General features: G+C 36.2%; 23 protein-coding genes and 1 pseudogene. All 24 read left to right on the top strand.

The window, feature by feature from the left end; all coding sequences use genetic code 11:
* Positions 1-611: hypothetical protein (locus V1503_RS25025; RefSeq protein ID WP_410630038.1), on the top strand; the 611-nt coding region annotated here is incomplete at its 5' end.
* Between the two features lie 73 nt (positions 612-684).
* The gene (locus tag V1503_RS25020; protein ID WP_410630036.1) at positions 685-1,065 is read left to right on the top strand and encodes an HNH endonuclease; all 381 of its coding nucleotides are present in this window, start codon (positions 685-687) and stop codon (positions 1,063-1,065) included.
* 103 nt (positions 1,066-1,168) lie between these two features.
* Positions 1,169-1,684 carry a phage terminase small subunit P27 family gene (locus V1503_RS25015; protein ID WP_410630034.1) on the top strand — a complete coding sequence of 172 codons (516 nt, stop codon included), beginning with the start codon at positions 1,169-1,171 and terminating at the stop codon, positions 1,682-1,684.
* Between the two features lie 31 nt (positions 1,685-1,715).
* Entirely contained in the window at positions 1,716-3,401 is a 1,686-nt protein-coding gene (locus V1503_RS25010) for a terminase large subunit (protein ID WP_410630045.1), read from the top strand.
* Between the two features lie 34 nt (positions 3,402-3,435).
* On the top strand, positions 3,436-4,689 hold the full coding sequence (locus tag V1503_RS25005) for a phage portal protein (RefSeq protein ID WP_410630043.1): 1,254 nt from the start codon (positions 3,436-3,438) through the stop codon (positions 4,687-4,689).
* Positions 4,682-5,431 (top strand): head maturation protease, ClpP-related, encoded by a 750-nt coding sequence (locus tag V1503_RS25000; protein ID WP_410630032.1) that lies wholly within the window; start codon positions 4,682-4,684, stop codon positions 5,429-5,431. Before V1503_RS25005 ends, V1503_RS25000 begins: the two co-directional genes overlap by 8 nt.
* A 37-nt stretch (positions 5,432-5,468) precedes the next feature.
* A complete protein-coding gene (locus V1503_RS24995) occupies positions 5,469-6,686 on the top strand; it encodes a phage major capsid protein (RefSeq protein WP_410630031.1) in 1,218 nt (405 codons plus the stop codon).
* A gap of 20 nt (positions 6,687-6,706) precedes the next feature.
* Entirely contained in the window at positions 6,707-6,976 is a 270-nt protein-coding gene (locus tag V1503_RS24990; protein ID WP_410630029.1) for a hypothetical protein, read from the top strand.
* Positions 6,977-7,002: 26 nt separating this feature from the next.
* Entirely contained in the window at positions 7,003-7,281 is a 279-nt protein-coding gene (locus V1503_RS24985; protein ID WP_410630027.1) for a head-tail connector protein, read from the top strand.
* A complete protein-coding gene (locus V1503_RS24980; RefSeq protein WP_410630026.1) occupies positions 7,281-7,601 on the top strand; it encodes a phage head closure protein in 321 nt (106 codons plus the stop codon). The genes V1503_RS24985 and V1503_RS24980 overlap by 1 nt, the downstream gene beginning before the upstream one ends.
* Positions 7,602-8,042: an HK97 gp10 family phage protein gene (locus V1503_RS24975; RefSeq protein ID WP_410630025.1), complete on the top strand. Its 441-nt coding sequence runs from the start codon at positions 7,602-7,604 to the stop codon at positions 8,040-8,042.
* Between the two features lie 10 nt (positions 8,043-8,052).
* The gene (locus V1503_RS24970) at positions 8,053-8,430 is read left to right on the top strand and encodes a DUF3168 domain-containing protein (RefSeq protein WP_410630023.1); all 378 of its coding nucleotides are present in this window, start codon (positions 8,053-8,055) and stop codon (positions 8,428-8,430) included.
* Position 8,431: 1 nt separating this feature from the next.
* Positions 8,432-8,830 (top strand): phage tail tube protein, encoded by a 399-nt coding sequence (locus V1503_RS24965; RefSeq protein WP_410630022.1) that lies wholly within the window; start codon positions 8,432-8,434, stop codon positions 8,828-8,830.
* 40 nt (positions 8,831-8,870) lie between these two features.
* Positions 8,871-9,008, top strand: a complete 138-nt coding sequence (locus V1503_RS24960) for a hypothetical protein (protein WP_410630021.1) — start codon at positions 8,871-8,873, stop codon at positions 9,006-9,008.
* Position 9,009: 1 nt separating this feature from the next.
* On the top strand, positions 9,010-9,363 hold the full coding sequence (locus V1503_RS24955) for a hypothetical protein (RefSeq protein ID WP_410630020.1): 354 nt from the start codon (positions 9,010-9,012) through the stop codon (positions 9,361-9,363).
* A gap of 95 nt (positions 9,364-9,458) precedes the next feature.
* Complete coding sequence (locus V1503_RS24950) at positions 9,459-9,677, top strand: hypothetical protein (RefSeq protein ID WP_410630019.1); 219 nt, start codon at positions 9,459-9,461, stop codon at positions 9,675-9,677.
* Positions 9,655-12,243, top strand: coding sequence for a phage tail protein (locus V1503_RS24945; RefSeq protein ID WP_410630018.1), 2,589 nt, complete (start codon positions 9,655-9,657; stop codon positions 12,241-12,243). Before V1503_RS24950 ends, V1503_RS24945 begins: the two co-directional genes overlap by 23 nt.
* 14 nt (positions 12,244-12,257) lie before the next feature.
* A complete protein-coding gene (locus V1503_RS24940) occupies positions 12,258-12,602 on the top strand; it encodes a DUF6711 family protein (protein WP_410630017.1) in 345 nt (114 codons plus the stop codon).
* Positions 12,603-12,611: 9 nt separating this feature from the next.
* The gene (locus tag V1503_RS24935) at positions 12,612-13,742 is read left to right on the top strand and encodes a hypothetical protein (protein WP_410630015.1); all 1,131 of its coding nucleotides are present in this window, start codon (positions 12,612-12,614) and stop codon (positions 13,740-13,742) included.
* Positions 13,742-15,118, top strand: a complete 1,377-nt coding sequence (locus tag V1503_RS24930; protein WP_410630014.1) for a PQQ-binding-like beta-propeller repeat protein — start codon at positions 13,742-13,744, stop codon at positions 15,116-15,118. Before V1503_RS24935 ends, V1503_RS24930 begins: the two co-directional genes overlap by 1 nt.
* 14 nt (positions 15,119-15,132) lie before the next feature.
* On the top strand, positions 15,133-15,453 hold the full coding sequence (locus V1503_RS24925) for a hypothetical protein (RefSeq protein ID WP_410630012.1): 321 nt from the start codon (positions 15,133-15,135) through the stop codon (positions 15,451-15,453).
* A 20-nt stretch (positions 15,454-15,473) separates the two neighbouring features.
* Positions 15,474-15,611, top strand: a complete 138-nt coding sequence (locus V1503_RS24920) for a hypothetical protein (protein ID WP_410630011.1) — start codon at positions 15,474-15,476, stop codon at positions 15,609-15,611.
* Between the two features lie 137 nt (positions 15,612-15,748).
* The gene (locus V1503_RS24915) at positions 15,749-16,246 is read left to right on the top strand and encodes a phage holin family protein (RefSeq protein ID WP_410630009.1); all 498 of its coding nucleotides are present in this window, start codon (positions 15,749-15,751) and stop codon (positions 16,244-16,246) included.
* Positions 16,243-16,725: pseudogene (locus V1503_RS24910) on the top strand (peptidoglycan recognition protein family protein); the annotation flags it as partial. The gene V1503_RS24915 and the pseudogene V1503_RS24910, both read left to right, overlap by 4 nt.
* Between the last annotated feature and the right edge of the window lie 24 nt (positions 16,726-16,749).

Here is a 16,749-nt window from a genome sequence, read left to right as displayed (position 1 = left end):
TTATGTCTAGAGATCCAGTTGAGCCAGGTGGCGGTAAGTTATTAGATCCAATCGAACCTGATACAGGTGGAGATAAATTATATAACATCATAAAAAAGATGTTGTTGGGTTTTTCGGTTACATCCCTTTTATTAATAACGGCTTGTGGAGAGGAACAAGCGAAAACAGTTAAACCAGAAGCCGAGGAAACAGTAAAAGTTGATACAGATGTATCTTCCGAAGAGATAACAAGCACAACAGATTCAGAAGAAAACACAGAAACAGAAGAAGTAGAATCCAATGAAAGTAAAGGACTTCCAGAACTTGTTGAACATTTTCGTTCACAAGGGTTTGAAATGGGTGAGGTCACAAAGAAAGCTTACGAAATGCTTGGTGCTGTAGACGGCTTTGGTGTTGAAGCGAATGGAACGCAGATTGAATTTTATGAATATGACATTGAGAATGCTACTGAAGAAACTAAAGCAAACCTTGATAACGGACGTTCATCAGGGACAATGAGCATGGATGGGTTTTCGTTTTCTGTTGTTGTGAATGGGGACTTTATACTGATAAATCATGATGAACATCCAGAGCAAGATAAAATAGTAGAAGCTTTTAATAGCTTTAAATAAATATTAATTACAAGTCTATCCAAATGGGTAGGCTTTTTTATATCCGTTTCTGTTTGAGAAGGAAGTGATTATTATGGCAATGCTAAAGCTTTGCCGTTGTGGTAACCCAATTGATATTTCTCTTTCAAGGTGCACGTCTTGTGAGGGTAAACAAGAAGAACGCCACAAACTATACGATAAATACAGACGAGATAAAGAAGCTGATGCTTTCTATAAAAGCAAGGGATGGGAACGAGTGAGACTACAAGCCAGGTCACGCGATAAGAACCTATGCCAACACTGTTTGAAAGCTAAACGTATTAAAGTCGCTGACATGGTTGACCACATCATTCCGATTAAAATTAATTGGAAGTTAAAATTAGTTCTTAGTAACCTCCAATGTTTGTGTAACTCTTGTCATAATAAGAAAACTCATGATGATAGGAAGAAATATAGGACAACTTATAAGGGGTAGGGGGTATCTAAAAAGTATTAGGGAATCTAAAGAATACCGCGTATCCAGTTGTTGCACGTAAAAACTCCCTTTTTACAATTTTTTTTAAGGAGGTGTAATTGATATGTCAGGAAGAAATAAACAACCCTTGGCAGTTGTACAAGGAAAGGGAAAAAAGCATTTAACAAAAGCTGAAATTAAGGAACGAAAAGAGCAAGAAAAAGCTATAAAAGGCTATACAGATAACATTGAACCACCTGCATATTTAACAGCAGCACAAAAGAAAGAGTTTAATAGAATTGCAAATGAACTTGTGCGAATTGAGATATTAAGCAATTTAGATGTTGACCATTTAGCGCGATATATAGACTCAAAATCTGAACATGAGAAGATCAGTAAAGAGCTAAGGAAGATGAAGCCTACAATCCGAGTTGATACTGAAGGTGGTTCAGAAATTGTTCATAATGAGTCCTATATTAAGTTAAGGAAAACGAAAAACTTACTGTTTAATGAATGTCGTTCTGCAGCAACTGACCTTGGATTGACAATTACATCTCGCTTAAAGTTAGTCATTCCTACAAAAGAGAAAGAAAAGCCTGAAAGTAAGTTTGCTAAGTTTGGTCGTGGCAATAGTGGTTGATCGAGTCACCTCATATGCTTTTGATGTGTGTATGGGTAAAATTCCTGCAGGGAAAACACAACAACAGGCATGTAACAGACACTTAAAAGACTTGGAACGTCAAAACACAGAAGGTTTTCCTTATGTCTGGGATGTAGAATTAGCTCATGAGATTATTGAATTTGCTGAAACACTCACTATTGCAGAAGGTGAAGAGCCTCAACCATTAAATCTTTATGGATTCCAGGACTTTATATTTGGCTCCTGGCATGGTTGGAGAACGTTAAAGGGGTATAGGAGGTTTAGGACATCTTATGTTCAAGTAGCCAGGCAAAACGGTAAATCACTAGGAAATGCAGTCCCTACGATGTATTACGGTAATTTTGATGGCTACAATTATCCTCAAATATACTGTACGGCAACTAAAGAACTGCAAGCGAGGATTGTGTTAAAAGAGTGCTTTAAATTTATTAATGCAGATCCTGAATTATCAGGTGATGAATATGAAGATGGCTTGTTTACAATTAGAGATTATAAAAGTGTGATTGAGTGTAATGTTTCTAATGGTGAAGTTAGAGCATTGGGGCGTGATACAAAGTCCATTGATGGATTCCGTCCTTACTTCGCAAGTGTAGATGAGTACCACCTTCATAAAGACAATCAAATGTATAAATTGTTGGCCGATGGTACGAAGAAGTTGAAGCAAACATTAATCTCTGTTATCACTACAGCGGGATTTGACCTTAATTCACCGTGCTTTGCTCTTTATGAATATTGTAAAAAGGTTTTATCTGGAGTCGTTAAGGATGAAACACAATTCGTATTTATTTGTGAACTAGATAAGGGTGACGATGTTTGGAACGAGGAAAATTGGATCAAAGCTAACCCTTTATGGACTGAAGAAACGCTTGATAGTTTACGAGCTGAAGCAATTAAAGCTAAAGCAATGGGTGGCGATGACTTAAAGAATTTCCTCACTAAATCACTCAATGAATGGGTACAATTTGCTGACAATCAATATATGAACTTAGAACATTGGAAAGAATGTGCATCTAAAAAAACGCTTGAAGATTTCAAGGGTTTTTCTTGTTATGCGGGTTTGGATTTATCTAGTGGCGGTGATTTGACCAGTTTAGCCTTAGTTTTTCCGTATGAAGTAGACGGAGTAAAAAAATATTATGTTTATTCTCATTCATTTATCCCTAAAAACCGTGTCCAAGAGCATGTAAAAAAGGATTATGCACCATATGATATGTGGATCAGAGACGGCTTATTGACGGCAACTGAGACGTTAGGCGGTATTAAAACGGATTATAAATATATCATTGCCCATTTAAAGAAATTGATTGAAGAATACGACCTTGATTTACAGATGATTTGTTATGACCCCCATAATGCTTCTGCATTTTTAGGTGATATAGAAGAGCTTGGCTATGATTCTTTATCTATTACTCAATCAGCAAGAAACTTAAATGATCCAACTGTTGATTTCCGTTTAGAAGTCGAGGCAGGAAATGTAGAGTATGACGAAAATAATCAATTGTTAACATGGTCAGTAACAAACGCAAAAACTGTTTCAAACTCTTTTGGAGAAATTAAGCTCGATAAGGATTTACAGCAGAAACGAATAGATCCAGTTGATGCCATCATTGACGCGTGGAAAATGGCAATGACACAGGATATAGGCATTGATGTTACTGAGGCAACAGAAGAATACTTAGATATGATGGGGTGGTAGGAGGTGAGATGAAACATTGAATGTGCTTGCAAGGATGTATAAAGGGATAAAGAATTTAATAACCCCCACACAAGTTGCAGACATGCAGAGTGAAGAACTTCTTGAGTGGTTAGGTATTAGCACCACTTCAAAAAAGGTTATTAGCGAGGTCACATATTTTACTTGCTTAAAAATGCTGTCTGAAACTCTTGGGAAAATGCCTATTAAACTCTACCAAGAAACAGAAAAGGGAATTGAGAAAGCTACACCAAATGCTGCTTATAAATTATTGAGATTAAGACCAAACCCTTTTATGACAGCATCAACCTTTTGGGCATCTGTAGAAATGAATAGAAATCATTACGGAAATGCTTTTGTATGGCTAAGAAGAGAGCTGAAATTACAGAAGTTTGGCGGTTCATATGATTTAAAAGACATGTGGATTATGCCCTCGGATTCAGTTCAAGTAATGTTCGATAACGCTGGATATTTCGGGAACACTGGCCAAATATGGTACATCTATACTGATAAACATAGTGGTGAACAATATTTTTTGAAAAACCATGAAGTCTTACATTTTAAAACATCTTATAGTTTTGATGGGATCATGGGACTGCCAGTTAAAGAAATATTAAAAGCAACAGTTGAGGGTGGGTTGGAAAGCCAAGACTTCATGAACAACCTATACAAAAGTGGTCTTACTGCAAAGGCTGTTTTAGAATACACAGGGGACTTAGATAAGACAGCCAGAGAACGACTAGTAAAAGGGTTTGAACAATTTTCAAATGGATCTGAAAATGCAGGGAAAATCATCCCTGTGCCACTTGGAATGAAGTTAGTACCACTAAATATTAAGTTAACGGATAGTCAGTTTTTTGAACTTAAGAAGTTCAACGCTTTGCAGATTGCGGGTGCTTTTGGCATTAAGCCAAATCAGATTAACGACTATGAAAAATCAAGTTACGCAAATTCAGAAATGCAACAACTATCCTTCTATGTTGATACAGAGCTATTCATCTTAAAACATTATGAAGAAGAAATAGATTTTAAGATACTCTCACCAGAGCAATTGGATGAGGGTTATTTTTATAAATTCAACGAGAAAGTAATTCTTAGAACTGACAGTAAAACACAAATGGAGACTCTTGCAAAGGCTGTTGACAGTGGTATTTACAAGAGAAACGAAGCAAGAGAAATACTAAATCTCCCAATAGCAGAAGGTGGAGATGTATTAACTGTTAATGGCAACAGCATCCCTGTTACTATGGCTGGAAACCAGTGGGTTAAAGGAGGTGAAAGTAATGAGTAGATTTTGGAATTTTATAAAAAATCAAGATAGCGAAACACAGCCTGGTAGTGTTGAATTAAGAATTGATGGGGACATAGTATCCGATAATAACGCGTGGTTATATGAGTGGTTTGGAGAGCAGTCTACAAGTCCAAATGCATTTAGAGAAGAACTTGGTAAGTATGCAAATCAAGATTTAACGGTTTGGATCAACAGTAATGGAGGGGATGTATTTGCGGCTACAGGTATATATGACGCTTTAAAAAATCATAAAGGTAAAATAACAACTAGAATTGAAATAGCAATGTCTGCAGCAAGTGTTATAGCTATGGCAGGAGATGAAATATTAATGTCTCCAGTTGGAGTAATCATGATGCATAACCCATTAAGTGGTGCTAGGGGTTATGCTAGTGATTTAAGAAAACAAGCAGATGTGTTAGATGTTGTTAAAGATACAATCATCAACGCGTATGCTGCTAGAACGAACAAATCAAGATCAACAATTTCTGCCATGATGGATGATGAAACTTGGATGTCAGCAAACGTTGCCGTTAAAGAAGGGTTTGTAGACAAAATATTATTCCAAGATGATGAGAAGGTTGAAAACATCTTTAATTTATCTTTTAATCGTTTTGCCATTACAAATAATGCAAATGAGTCTATTAAGAAGTTAATAGATTTTGACAAACTGCATAACAAGGTAATTGAAGATAATTTGGAAACTGAAAAGGAAAAATTACTAATGGAATTAGATTTAATCTAGTTCTTTTTTTGTACTCAAATTTTAAGGAGGAATTACTTTGAATCCAGAATTATTAGAAATGTTAAATCAAATCAATACAAAGAAAGAAGAAGCAAGAAAGCTTGTTATGGAAAATAAAATTGATGAGGCAAAGGCTGCTAAAGCTGAATTAGAAACACTTCAAAATAAGTTTGATATTGCGAAAGATCTGTTTGATGAGCAAGAAAAGACTGTTCAAGATCAAGTTAAGAATAAAGCAAAAGCTGCTAAAACAGAAAGTGATGGTGAAAAGCAACGAAATTCGTTCGTGAATATTCTTAAGGCAGGTGTACTTAAAAAGCCAGTTAATGAAGAAGATGTTGAAGTATACAACATGATGACAGAATCAGATCCTAATCCAGAAGGGGAGTCTGATGGAGGTCTGACTGTTCCGAAAGACATTAGAACACAGGTTAAAGAGCTTCGTAGAGCAGGAGACGCTTTGGAGCCTTTAGTAAACGTTGAGCCAGTATCAACTTTAAGTGGTTCAAGGGTTATTGAAGTTAATGCTGATGAAGTTCCTTTCGATAATGTAGATGAAGCTTCGCAATTTCCTGATGTGGATACACCAAAATTTGAGAATCTAACATATAAGGTCATAAAAAAAGGTGGAATTCTTAAAGTAACTAGAGAACTTTTAAAGGATACGGCTGAAAATATTCTAGGTTATTTAAGAAGATGGATCTCTAAAAAATCAAGAGTCACACGTAATTTCTTAATACTAGATGAGCTTGAAAATAGCTTTGGAGGAGACAAGACAAAGGAATTGAGCACATTTGATGATTTTAAAGATGTTTTCAATATTGAACTTGATCCATCAATTGCCTTGACATCGAAAATATTAACTAATCAAGAAGGGTTTAATTGGTTAGATAAACAAAAGGATTCGGATGGTGATTATATTCTTCAACCAAATCCTATTAACAAGACAGAAAAATTATTGTTTGGAAAGTACCCAATTACCGTTGTTTCAAAGAAAGTACTAAAATCAACACCTATTGGAGACCAAAATTCGCCAACTGGATATAAACATCCTTTCTACATGGGGGATTTTAAAGAAGCCATTACAATCTTTGATCGTGAAACTTTATCCATTGAATTTTCAACAGAGGCAGGAGACTTGTGGGATAAAGATTTAACTGGTGTGAAGGTTCGTGAACGTTTGGACATTAAAACAGTTGACAAAGGAGCAGTAATTAAAGGTGAAGTTTCAGTTGACTCTGTTCCAACGCTTTAGTTTAAAGGAGGATTTATAATATGCCAGGTTATGAAGTGAAAAATACATTTCGTGATAAATATACAAAAGAGCTTTTCAAACCAGGAGACGAATACCCCACAGAAGATACAGAACGAGTACAATACCTAAAAAATAAGGGGTTTATCGGAGAAGAAATCCACTCCGAAGACCTAGATGATGAAAGAATAAAGCATGTAGGTGGCGGTTACTATGAGTTACCGAATGGTGAAAAGGTCAAAGGGAAAGATAATGCACTTGCTGCATTACAAAAGCTTGAGAGTGGGGAGTAACATCCCCACCTTATGGGGGTGAGAATGTGTTAGTAACCCTACTGGAGACAAAAGAGTGGTTAGGTGTTGAGCATGATTTACATGACGGGATGATTAGTAGAATTATAGGAGCTTCAGAAATTTACATTAAGAATGGTACAGGACACGATTTTGATTCTTCTAATGAACTGGCTCAACAATTGTGTTTGGTACTTGTCACAGATATGTATGAGAATCGTACATTTACTGGACCGAGTGAAAAAATCCGTCCAACAGTGAGAAATATGATTGAGCAATTAACCTATTGTTATGAAGGTGATACATGATGAATCCAGGGAAATTAAATAAACGAATTGATATTTTACAACAACCTGATGGACAAGATTCTTACGGTGAATCAGATGAAATATGGAATGCAATAGCTCATGTGTGGGCAGATGTTAACCCTTTGCGTGGTCGTGAATTGTACCGTGCTAAACAAATTCACCCTGAAGCAACATACATGTTTATTATTCGATATCGTCCAGGTATTTCTCATGACATGAGGGTACGGTACGGAGAAAGATTATTTGAAATTGTTGCTCCACCTTTGAATGACAAAGAGGTAAATCGTTATCTTGAAATTACTTGTAAAGAAGTGTTTTAGATGGCTAGACGAAATCAAATTGAAGGTATGAGAGATCTTGAAAAAGCTATCAAAAAACTAGGTCTACTCCCTCAAAAATGTGTTACTAAGTCAGCTAAAAAAGGGGCAACCATTGCACTAAAAGCAGCACGTAAAGGAGCACCTTATGATACTGGTGATCTAAAGAAAGGTATTGTGTTAAAAGGTGAAAAATTAAAAGTCAAGGGTAAGAAAGTCTATCAAGTAACATTGGATGCAAATATGAACGATGTATTCGTAAAGACATCAAAGGATGGAAAGCGAAGCTATTATCCTGCGTCACAAGAATATGGATTTATGACCAAAAATGGAGGGTATATTCCTGGTTACCGTTTCATGAGACATGCCATCGAGAATAATGTAAATGCGATGGAAAGGTCTATGATCAGTGTCCTTTCGAAAGAAATAGACAAGTTAAAGTGAGGTGTTATTAGTGACTTTTGAAGAAGCATTACAAGAAGAGTTATCAACCATTATGAAAGTATACCCGTTAAATGCTAAAGAAGGCACGAAAGCACCTTATATCATCTATGTATCTAGTGAGGGGTTACAGGATAAGAGTTTACAAGGTTATTTGGACAGTAAAGAGGTTTCTTTTGAGCTTAATATCTTACACAATGGATATGGTTTATTAAAGTCTAAAACACGACTTGTGTTACAGAAGGTATTGTCATTTCAAGGGAGAGCCATTGGTAACGATGGCCCTTTTATAGAAAACGTTAGTTATGAAAAACCAGTAGAGTTGTGGGAAGATCAAGTGAAATTATATAGATGTATTATAAATTGCAAAGTTAAATTTAAGGAGGGGTAACATGCCAAAGGCAGCAATGGGAACAAAATTGAAAAAGGGTGCTACTGTGATAGCAGAACTTACAAGTATCAGTGGTCTAGAGTTATCAGCAGATACGATTGAAACGACTACACTATCGTCACCAGACGGTTATCGTACGTTTACGCAAGGGTTGAAAGATGCAGGTGAGGTTGGGATTAGCGGCTATTTTGATGTATCCCATGAAGGACTTCTAAACGATTTTAATAGCGGTGCTGAAATTGATTATTCAATTGAATTTCCAGCAGCATTAGGAGCAACGTGGGAATTTAAAGCAATCGTCACAGCATATAGTACAGGGGCAGAGATGGAGGATAATGTCTCATTCGAATCTACTCTTAAAGTGAGTGGTAAACCCAACTTATCAATAACGGAAGCATAGGCTAGGTTGATTCCTAGTCTTTTTATATGGAGGGATAATTTTGAAAAACCAATTAGAAATCAAAGTTAATATAGACACTACAGAAGCACATCAAAAATTAAATCTATTAGAGAATCAATTAGACAGGATTACTAGCAAGATCAAAAAAATTAACGAATTTAAAGCACAGGAGGGGTAACATGGCAGATAAAAACGATGTAGTAATGATCGAATTAGATAGACCAAGAATGTTGTGGTATGGACATAAAGCATTAAAGACATTAACAGCAATGACAGGGAAAGATATTGATGCAATGATGTCTGAAGAAGAATTTGACTTAGAAGATTTTGAGAAAATCATGTATTGTGGCCTTTTGAAAGATGCGAAAGTAAATAACGAAACATTGAAGCTGGAGGATATGGAGGATTTGCTAGACGAAGCTCCATATCATGTAATTATGGGTAAAATGCAGGAGGCTTTTCAAGCAGCATTCGGTCAATTTGATACTGGTGATTCAAAAAACGCACAGAGGATGGCAACGAAGAACACGTAAAGTGGGATTGGGAAGATTCCCTTCGTTCTGCCATCCTTGTTGGTGTTAGTCAAACGGAATATGATGACATGACACCATATCAATTGAGTTTACATGTGAGTGTCTACAATGAGAAAAGGAAACTAGAGGAAGAAGAAAAAATAACATTCGCATATTTAAGTGCCCATTGGCAACGTGTCAAGAAGTTGCCTAGTTTTAAACAAGTACTAGGGAAACAGCAACAACAACCACAGAAAATGACTCCTGAACAGATGTTGGCCAAGGTTAAACAGTTAAATGCAGCATTAGGGGGTGAAACAAATAGCAGTAGTTAAGAATTTAATGGTTCGTGCCGGAGCTGATTTTAGTAAATTGCGCAAAGATATGTATAAAGCGCAAAAGCAAGTAAAGTCGTTCAAGAAAAATGTAAACAAAACTTTAGCTGGGATAGGAGCTACTATTGCTTCCGTTGGTCTGGGTTTTTATGTGAAAGATGCAGTAAATGATGCGATGAGGTTTGAGGCATCAATACAACAATTAAATAGATTAATGGGTCAAAGCGCAGGAGAGTTTATGAAATGGGCTGAATCGACTGCCTATGCCTTTAACATGAGTAAAAGTGATGCGGTTCAGTACGGTGCAACCTTTTCTAATATCATTAGTACATTTGCGAATGATACAAAACAAACTCAGCAATACACACAGGACTTATTACAAGCTACAGCAGTTGCAGCAAGTATGACAGGCAGAAGTATGGAGGATGCACTAGAGCGTGTTCGTTCAGGGATGTTAGGTAACACGGAAGCAATTGAAGATCTGGGGATTTTCGTAAACGTGGCCATGATTGAAAGCACAAAAGCATTTCAGGAATTTGCAAACGGTAAGTCTTGGGACCAATTAGACTTTAGAACTCAACAAACAATACGTTACTTTGCCATCCTAGAACAAGCTGCAACTAAATATGGTGTTGAAGTTGGTAATAACACCATGTCAGCCACAGCAAAACTAACAGCGAGATTAGGCGATTTGAAGCTCGCAATGGGCCAAGCATTCATGCCAATATGGAACTACGTGTTACCTGCACTTACTGCATTTGTAAGTAAATTGGTTCAAGTAATGAATGTAGTAGCTCAATTCACAAAAGCACTCTTTGGGAAATCTGAACAAAATGCCCAAGCTAAAGCTACAGACCAACAAGCAGGAGCTGTTAGCGGTCTTGGAGATGCATATAAAGAAGCTGGAAAAAAAGCAAAGAAAGCCAAAAATTCTTTAGCTGGTTTTGATGAAATAAACTCTCTTGGTAACAGTTCAAGTGCTGAAGATGAGGATGCTGATTCAGGGGGAGCTGGTATCCCAGAAGAAATGCCCATCAATTTTGATACAAATGCTACCGAAATCGGAGAGAAAATTCAAGAAATGGCCAATAAAACAAAACAATTCTTCCAGGATGTAAAATCATTAATAGTAGAGCATAAAGATTTAATTATTGCTTCATTAGCCGGAATTGGTGGAGCTATTACTGCATATACCGTCCTGTTAAATGGTGCTAAGGTTCCTACAAAATTATGGGCGGTCGCTTCTAAAAATTTATCAAAGTTTTTCGGAGCGTTATTATCACCTATAGGGTTAGTTGCATTAGCCATTGGATCTTTGGTTGCAGCGTTCGTCTATTTCTATCGAAAAAATGAAAAATTTAGAGGTGTTGTCGACGGCATCTTTAACAAAATAAAAGATGCAGCACTATGGCTTTGGAAAAATGTCATGGTTCCATTTGGAACGTTTCTAAGTGAAGTTTTTTCAAAAGCGTGGGATGTTGTTAAGGTAGCGAGTGAAAAGCTTTGGAATAAAGTATTAGTACCATTCGGTGAGTTTTTAGCTACAGTATTTAAGAATGCTTGGGATACAGTCAAACAAGCAGCAGAATGGGCATGGAAAAACGTCTTTGTTCCATTAGGTGATTTTTTATGGTGGTTTTGGAAGGACGTATTAGTCCCTGTAGGTGGAATTCTTTTTGATGTTTTGGCAATTGCATTTGAAACAGTAGCAGAAATTGCAAAGTCACTTTGGGAAAATGTCTTAGTCCCATTAGCTGAGTTCTTTGTATCTGCATTCGGCCCAACACTAGAAGCCGTATCTGCAGTGTTTACTTTTCTGTGGGAAAAAATTCTTGTGCCACTAGGAACATTTTTAGGAGGCGTATTTAAAAAGGCTTGGGAGGGTCTAATTACAGTTATTACTTGGCTATGGGACAACGTGTTGAAGCCAGTAGCGAAGTACTTAGCAGGAGCTTTTGCTGATACGTTTGACACAGTTTTTAGTGGTATTGGAAGCATTATCAAAGGACTTGAAACAACGTTTGAGGGCTTGATGACATTTATTACAGGTGTATTTACTGGAGATTGGGAGAAAGCCTGGGAAGGTGTCAAAGGCATCTTCAAAGGGATATTTGAGTCTTTGTACGGGTTTGTTAAAACACCGTTAAACTTGATTATTGATGCCATCAATACAGTAATAGGAGCTTTAAACAGTATTAGCATTGATATTCCTGATTGGGTGCCTAAGTACGGTGGACAAACCTTTGGTATCAGCATTCCAAAGATCCCTAAATTAGCTAGAGGTGGAATTGTAGACACAAAAACCAACATGGGTAATTACATTGCTGGAGAAGCTGGAAAAGAAATGATTGTACCATTAGAAAACACCTCTTTTGTAGACAAAATAGCAAGTGCTCTGGGAACTGCAGTTATGAACGCGATGGAGTTTAGCAATTCAAGCAACTCAGGTCAATCCGGTGATTTAATATTTAACGTTGATGGAAGAACTCTCGCAAGAGTCATGAAACCCTATCTAGACCAAGAAAAGAAGCGTATAGGAAACGACATTACACTAAATCCAATTTAAGGTGGTGGGCGATTATGATCAAAATAAACGGAGTGGAATTGCCCACTCCTTCTAAATATGCGATAGGCATCCAAGATTTATCTCAAGCAGAACGAAATGTTCGTGGGAACATGATCATTGAAAGAATAGCAACAAAAAGGAAAATTGAGTTAACATGGAATACTATAACTCAAGAAAATTTATCTCTGGTATTCCAGAGCGTATCAGATGTGTTTTTTACTGTAGAGTATATAGATCCTGAAAAGGGCGACCACAATACAGGAACATTTTACAGTGGAGACCGAAAAGCAGGAGTGATGGATATACGTAATGGTGTTGTACGTTGGAAAGATGCTAAGTTTAACTTGATAGAAAGGTAGTGTGTAAGCATGCTAGATGTATCAAAAGACTATAAAAATGCAGTTTATACACTTGTAAGAAAAATAACGGCTAGAATTAGCTTTACGATAGATGATGAAACAAATATATATGACGATACAATCATAGATTTGAAAATCCTAGAAGAAATGAACACGATAAATACTACGTTGCCTTCAAATGAAATTCAGGTGACACTTGATAATACTTCAAGAGCGTTTGACTTTTTAAACTTACAAAACATCCAGAATGTGTTGGCTAAAAAGCCTAAAATTAAAGCTGAATTTGGTTTGGAACTAGTAAATGGAATGATTGAGTACGTACCAATGGGATCATTTACTTTAATTGAATGGAAAAATGAAACTGGTTCAATGAGCGTTTCATTAATCGGACGAGATAGCTTTGATCTACTAAAAGAAGTTTCTTATCACAACACAGATCCAGGTACACTATACGATTTAGCAGTAGATATTTTTGAGAGAGCTGAGATTACAGATTATGAAATAGACGATAGCTTGAAAGCCATTCATACAGAAGGTTTTACTGAACGTATAGATAGTCGTACAGCCTTGCAGCATATAGGTATAGCAAGTAAAAGTGCAGTATTCCAGGATAGAAATGGTGTCGTCTTTATAAAACCATTTAAGGTATTGGACCAATCAGATAACTTCTTAGTGTACTGTGGGCAGCCTAATGTATTTGCAGGAGTCACTATCCCAGCAGTAGATGTAGGGTATGACATGAAACATATTGATTATGACAACATCTTTAAAGAGCCTGACATATCGTTAGACAAGTCAATATACGAGGTTGTGGTGAATGTATATGAATCTAATAATAAGAGAGAAGTCATTTATATCAATAGTGCGATTAGTGGGAATAATGGAGCTTCATTTCAAATAGATAACCCACTAATTAATAATGAAACGTTAGCCAAGGAAGTGGCCGAATGGATTATTAGAGAAAGTAATATTAATGCAGTATATAAAACGATTTGGAGACAGAATCCAGTATTGGAGTGCGGTGACGTGATCTTAGTTGAAGATGCTTTTGATGCGAAAAGACAGACAAGAATTGTGAAGCAAGAATTTGAGTATCGTGGGTTTTTAAGAGGTGTTACAGAAAGTAGGGGTGGTTTGTAGTGACGTACAGTAAAACAACATGGAAAGATAGGGTAGTAGAACGTCCTATGACATTTACAATGGATGAAAACGATGATGGAACTGTTACCTTAACACCATCGGAAGGTCAAATTATAGAGCCAGGTACACCTATTACAGCATCAAATATGAATAACATTGAAGATGGACTTGCTGAATTTTTAGAAGAAACTTCTGAGAATATTGAACATTTAAAGTCATCTGTCAGTAGTGGGAAACAATTACTCCACGACACACTTACTGACTATGGTGCTACGGTCGTGGATGCTGATGCTGATGGTGTACCAACCTTTAATGAACTAAACAATGCAATTCCAGAAATTGTTGGTGATTATAAAATCGGTGATAGAATTTCGTATTCTGCTTTGGGATTTAACGCTCCCTTTGTACCAGTAATTCATAAAGAGCAACCACTTGATAGTTATGCACGTTACTGGCGTAGAGAACGTGGTGCAGTAGATGAAACAGGTAAATATTTTTATTGGGGTCAATCAGCAGCAGACACTCATGGAACACAAAATGCATGGTGGGAACTTAAAAAAATAAACTTAGACACTAACCAAGTAAGCACTATTAAAAGCGACCATTCAGCTGGAGACACATCAGCCCGTTGGGATATAAAGAATATAGCCATCTCAAAGAATAAAATAATTGTTGTTGGTAATAGCGCTGACTATGATCTTCTTTGCTACAATAGGGATAATTTGTACACAGAACTGTGGAAAAAAAACGTTAGCTGGGATTACATTTATTGTGTCGATTACGAAAATGAACTGTTCCTTTGTTGTTATGGAAGTAGTGCAGGTGTAAATTTTGAGCTAATTGATGGTAACGGGAATATAATTTGGAACAAGTCTATTTATGAAGCAGAAATTGAAAGTGGAAATCTAATAAAAGACTACGTTATAGTAGGTGGATACCTTTACGTTACAGCACATAAAGGATATCTTATAAAATTTGATTACTCCAACGGAAACTATATAGTAAAAGCATGTATGGGTAATTATGCAAATTCAATTGATTCTGATGGTTACAAGTTGTTTGTTTCAGAAGATAACGTTATTACTGCTTACGATCTAGATATGAACCTGTTGTATTATGCTTATGTGGATTCTAAAAAAATTATTTACAGCCCAGAGTTCGATGAAGTTATTATCATATCAAATTCCTTACTTGCTTATTCAACTACTTCATTCAACTCTATAAAATGGGAAGCACCAATAAGTAGTACTTCTTCAATTGAGATAGTTAGAAATAAGGAAACTAACGGAAATAAAATAGTGATTATATCTGGAGACCTAGGTAATGGGGGAATGCCTATACAACCTATTTTATATGATCTAACCATTAAATCATGATTGGAGGAAGAAAATTGAAAGGCTTATTAGGTGACATCATAGCAGAAGATACATTAAGAGTTAATATGATTCATTCAGATCCTTATCATTCTGAATTTGGCTTGTCTGAGGAGCAGTGGAAGAATGCAGTAATTGTGGAGACAATTTTAGAGGCTGAGTTCCAAGAAGGAAAAAAGCGAATTCTATACGTAACAATTAGTAGTGGTGAAATGTGGTATGAATATGAAAAAAGACCATTAACACCAGAAGAAGAAATAGCGCAATTAAAAACAAAGGTAGAAGTACAAGATCAAGCAATTGGAGAGTTAACAATGTTGATCTCAATGCCACAATAATACTAGGAGGATGATTAATAATGATATTTACAAAGGATAGTGGGTTAGTAAAAGTTTGGGTAAGTTTAATAATGAGTGGTATTTATAGTCAAGATCAAGTCCCTTCACTTTCAAACTTAAAAGAAGCTGTCACAGAAGTATTAAACAAAACAGCATAATTTACCATCAAACCAAACACCAGATACGGTGTATTTTTTATGGGCATTTTTAGTAACCACAATACCCAATATGTTTAATAAAAAAATTCAAGCCCTGTCACAGGGGCTTTTAATTATGGAGAAAAAGAGGGGATAACATGAATTTAATTAAAAACTTTTCAGCAGGATTTATAAAATTAGGCCCTATTGGAACTGCACTAAATTTCTTGTATGGGGTAGGTAATTTAATTTTCATTGCAATGTTAGCACTCGTTACAGTATTAGATTGGGTAAGCGGAATTAGAGCATCAAAAATTGATGGGACGTACACGTCTGAGTATGGGAAATCAGGCATTTACAGAACGTTAGTTATGTTCTTATTACCAGTACTAGGGAACATCGTTGACCAAGCTTTATCAACCACTTTTATTCTGTACGAAATTGAAATCGGCATGTTTTTCTCTTTAATAACTGGAGGTTTGATTTATCACACCTTAATGAGTGCGGCTGCTAATTTTGAACGTGCTGGATGGGGAAAATGGGTGCCAATTAAAGTTGTAGAAAGTGTAGCATCTGAAATCAAAGCGAAAACAGAAAGATCTAATAAAAGAAAAGAGATTATTTATCCTGAGAATAAAGATGGTGAGCAAAAATGATACCAGTACGTAAAAAACTAGTATCTAAAACTAAACATAAACTTAAATGCCCATATACGATGAATGCTGAGTATATCACTATTCATAATACTGCAAATGATGCTCCAGCAGAAAATGAAATAAAGTACATGATTGGTAACAATAATGAAGTGTCATACCATTATGCCATTGACGATAAAGAAGTTATTCAAGGTATTCCAATTAATCGTAACGCCTGGCATTGTGGGGATGGCATGAAAGGTAAAGGAAACCGTTCATCAATTGGTGTTGAAATTTGTTACTCAAAAAGTGGTGGAGAACGTTACAAAAAAGCAGAGGCATTAACAGTTAAGTTTGTTGCTCAACTACTTAAGGAAAGAAATTGGGGCGTAGATAAGGTTAAAAAGCACCAAGATTGGTCGGGTAAACACTGCCCTCACCGTATTTTATCCGAAGGTAGGTGGAATGTCTTTCTAAAAGCTATAGAAGTTGAATTGAAGCCAAAGCAAGAGAAAGTAAATATG

Origin of the sequence: Nanhaiella sioensis (assembly GCF_046557775.1) — a bacterium.
In the GTDB taxonomy this organism is placed as follows: Bacteria; Bacillota; Bacilli; order Bacillales; family SM2101; genus Nanhaiella; species Nanhaiella sioensis.
The sequence above is the reverse complement of the archived record's forward strand: the minus strand, read 5'-3'. Positions and strand labels throughout refer to the sequence as shown.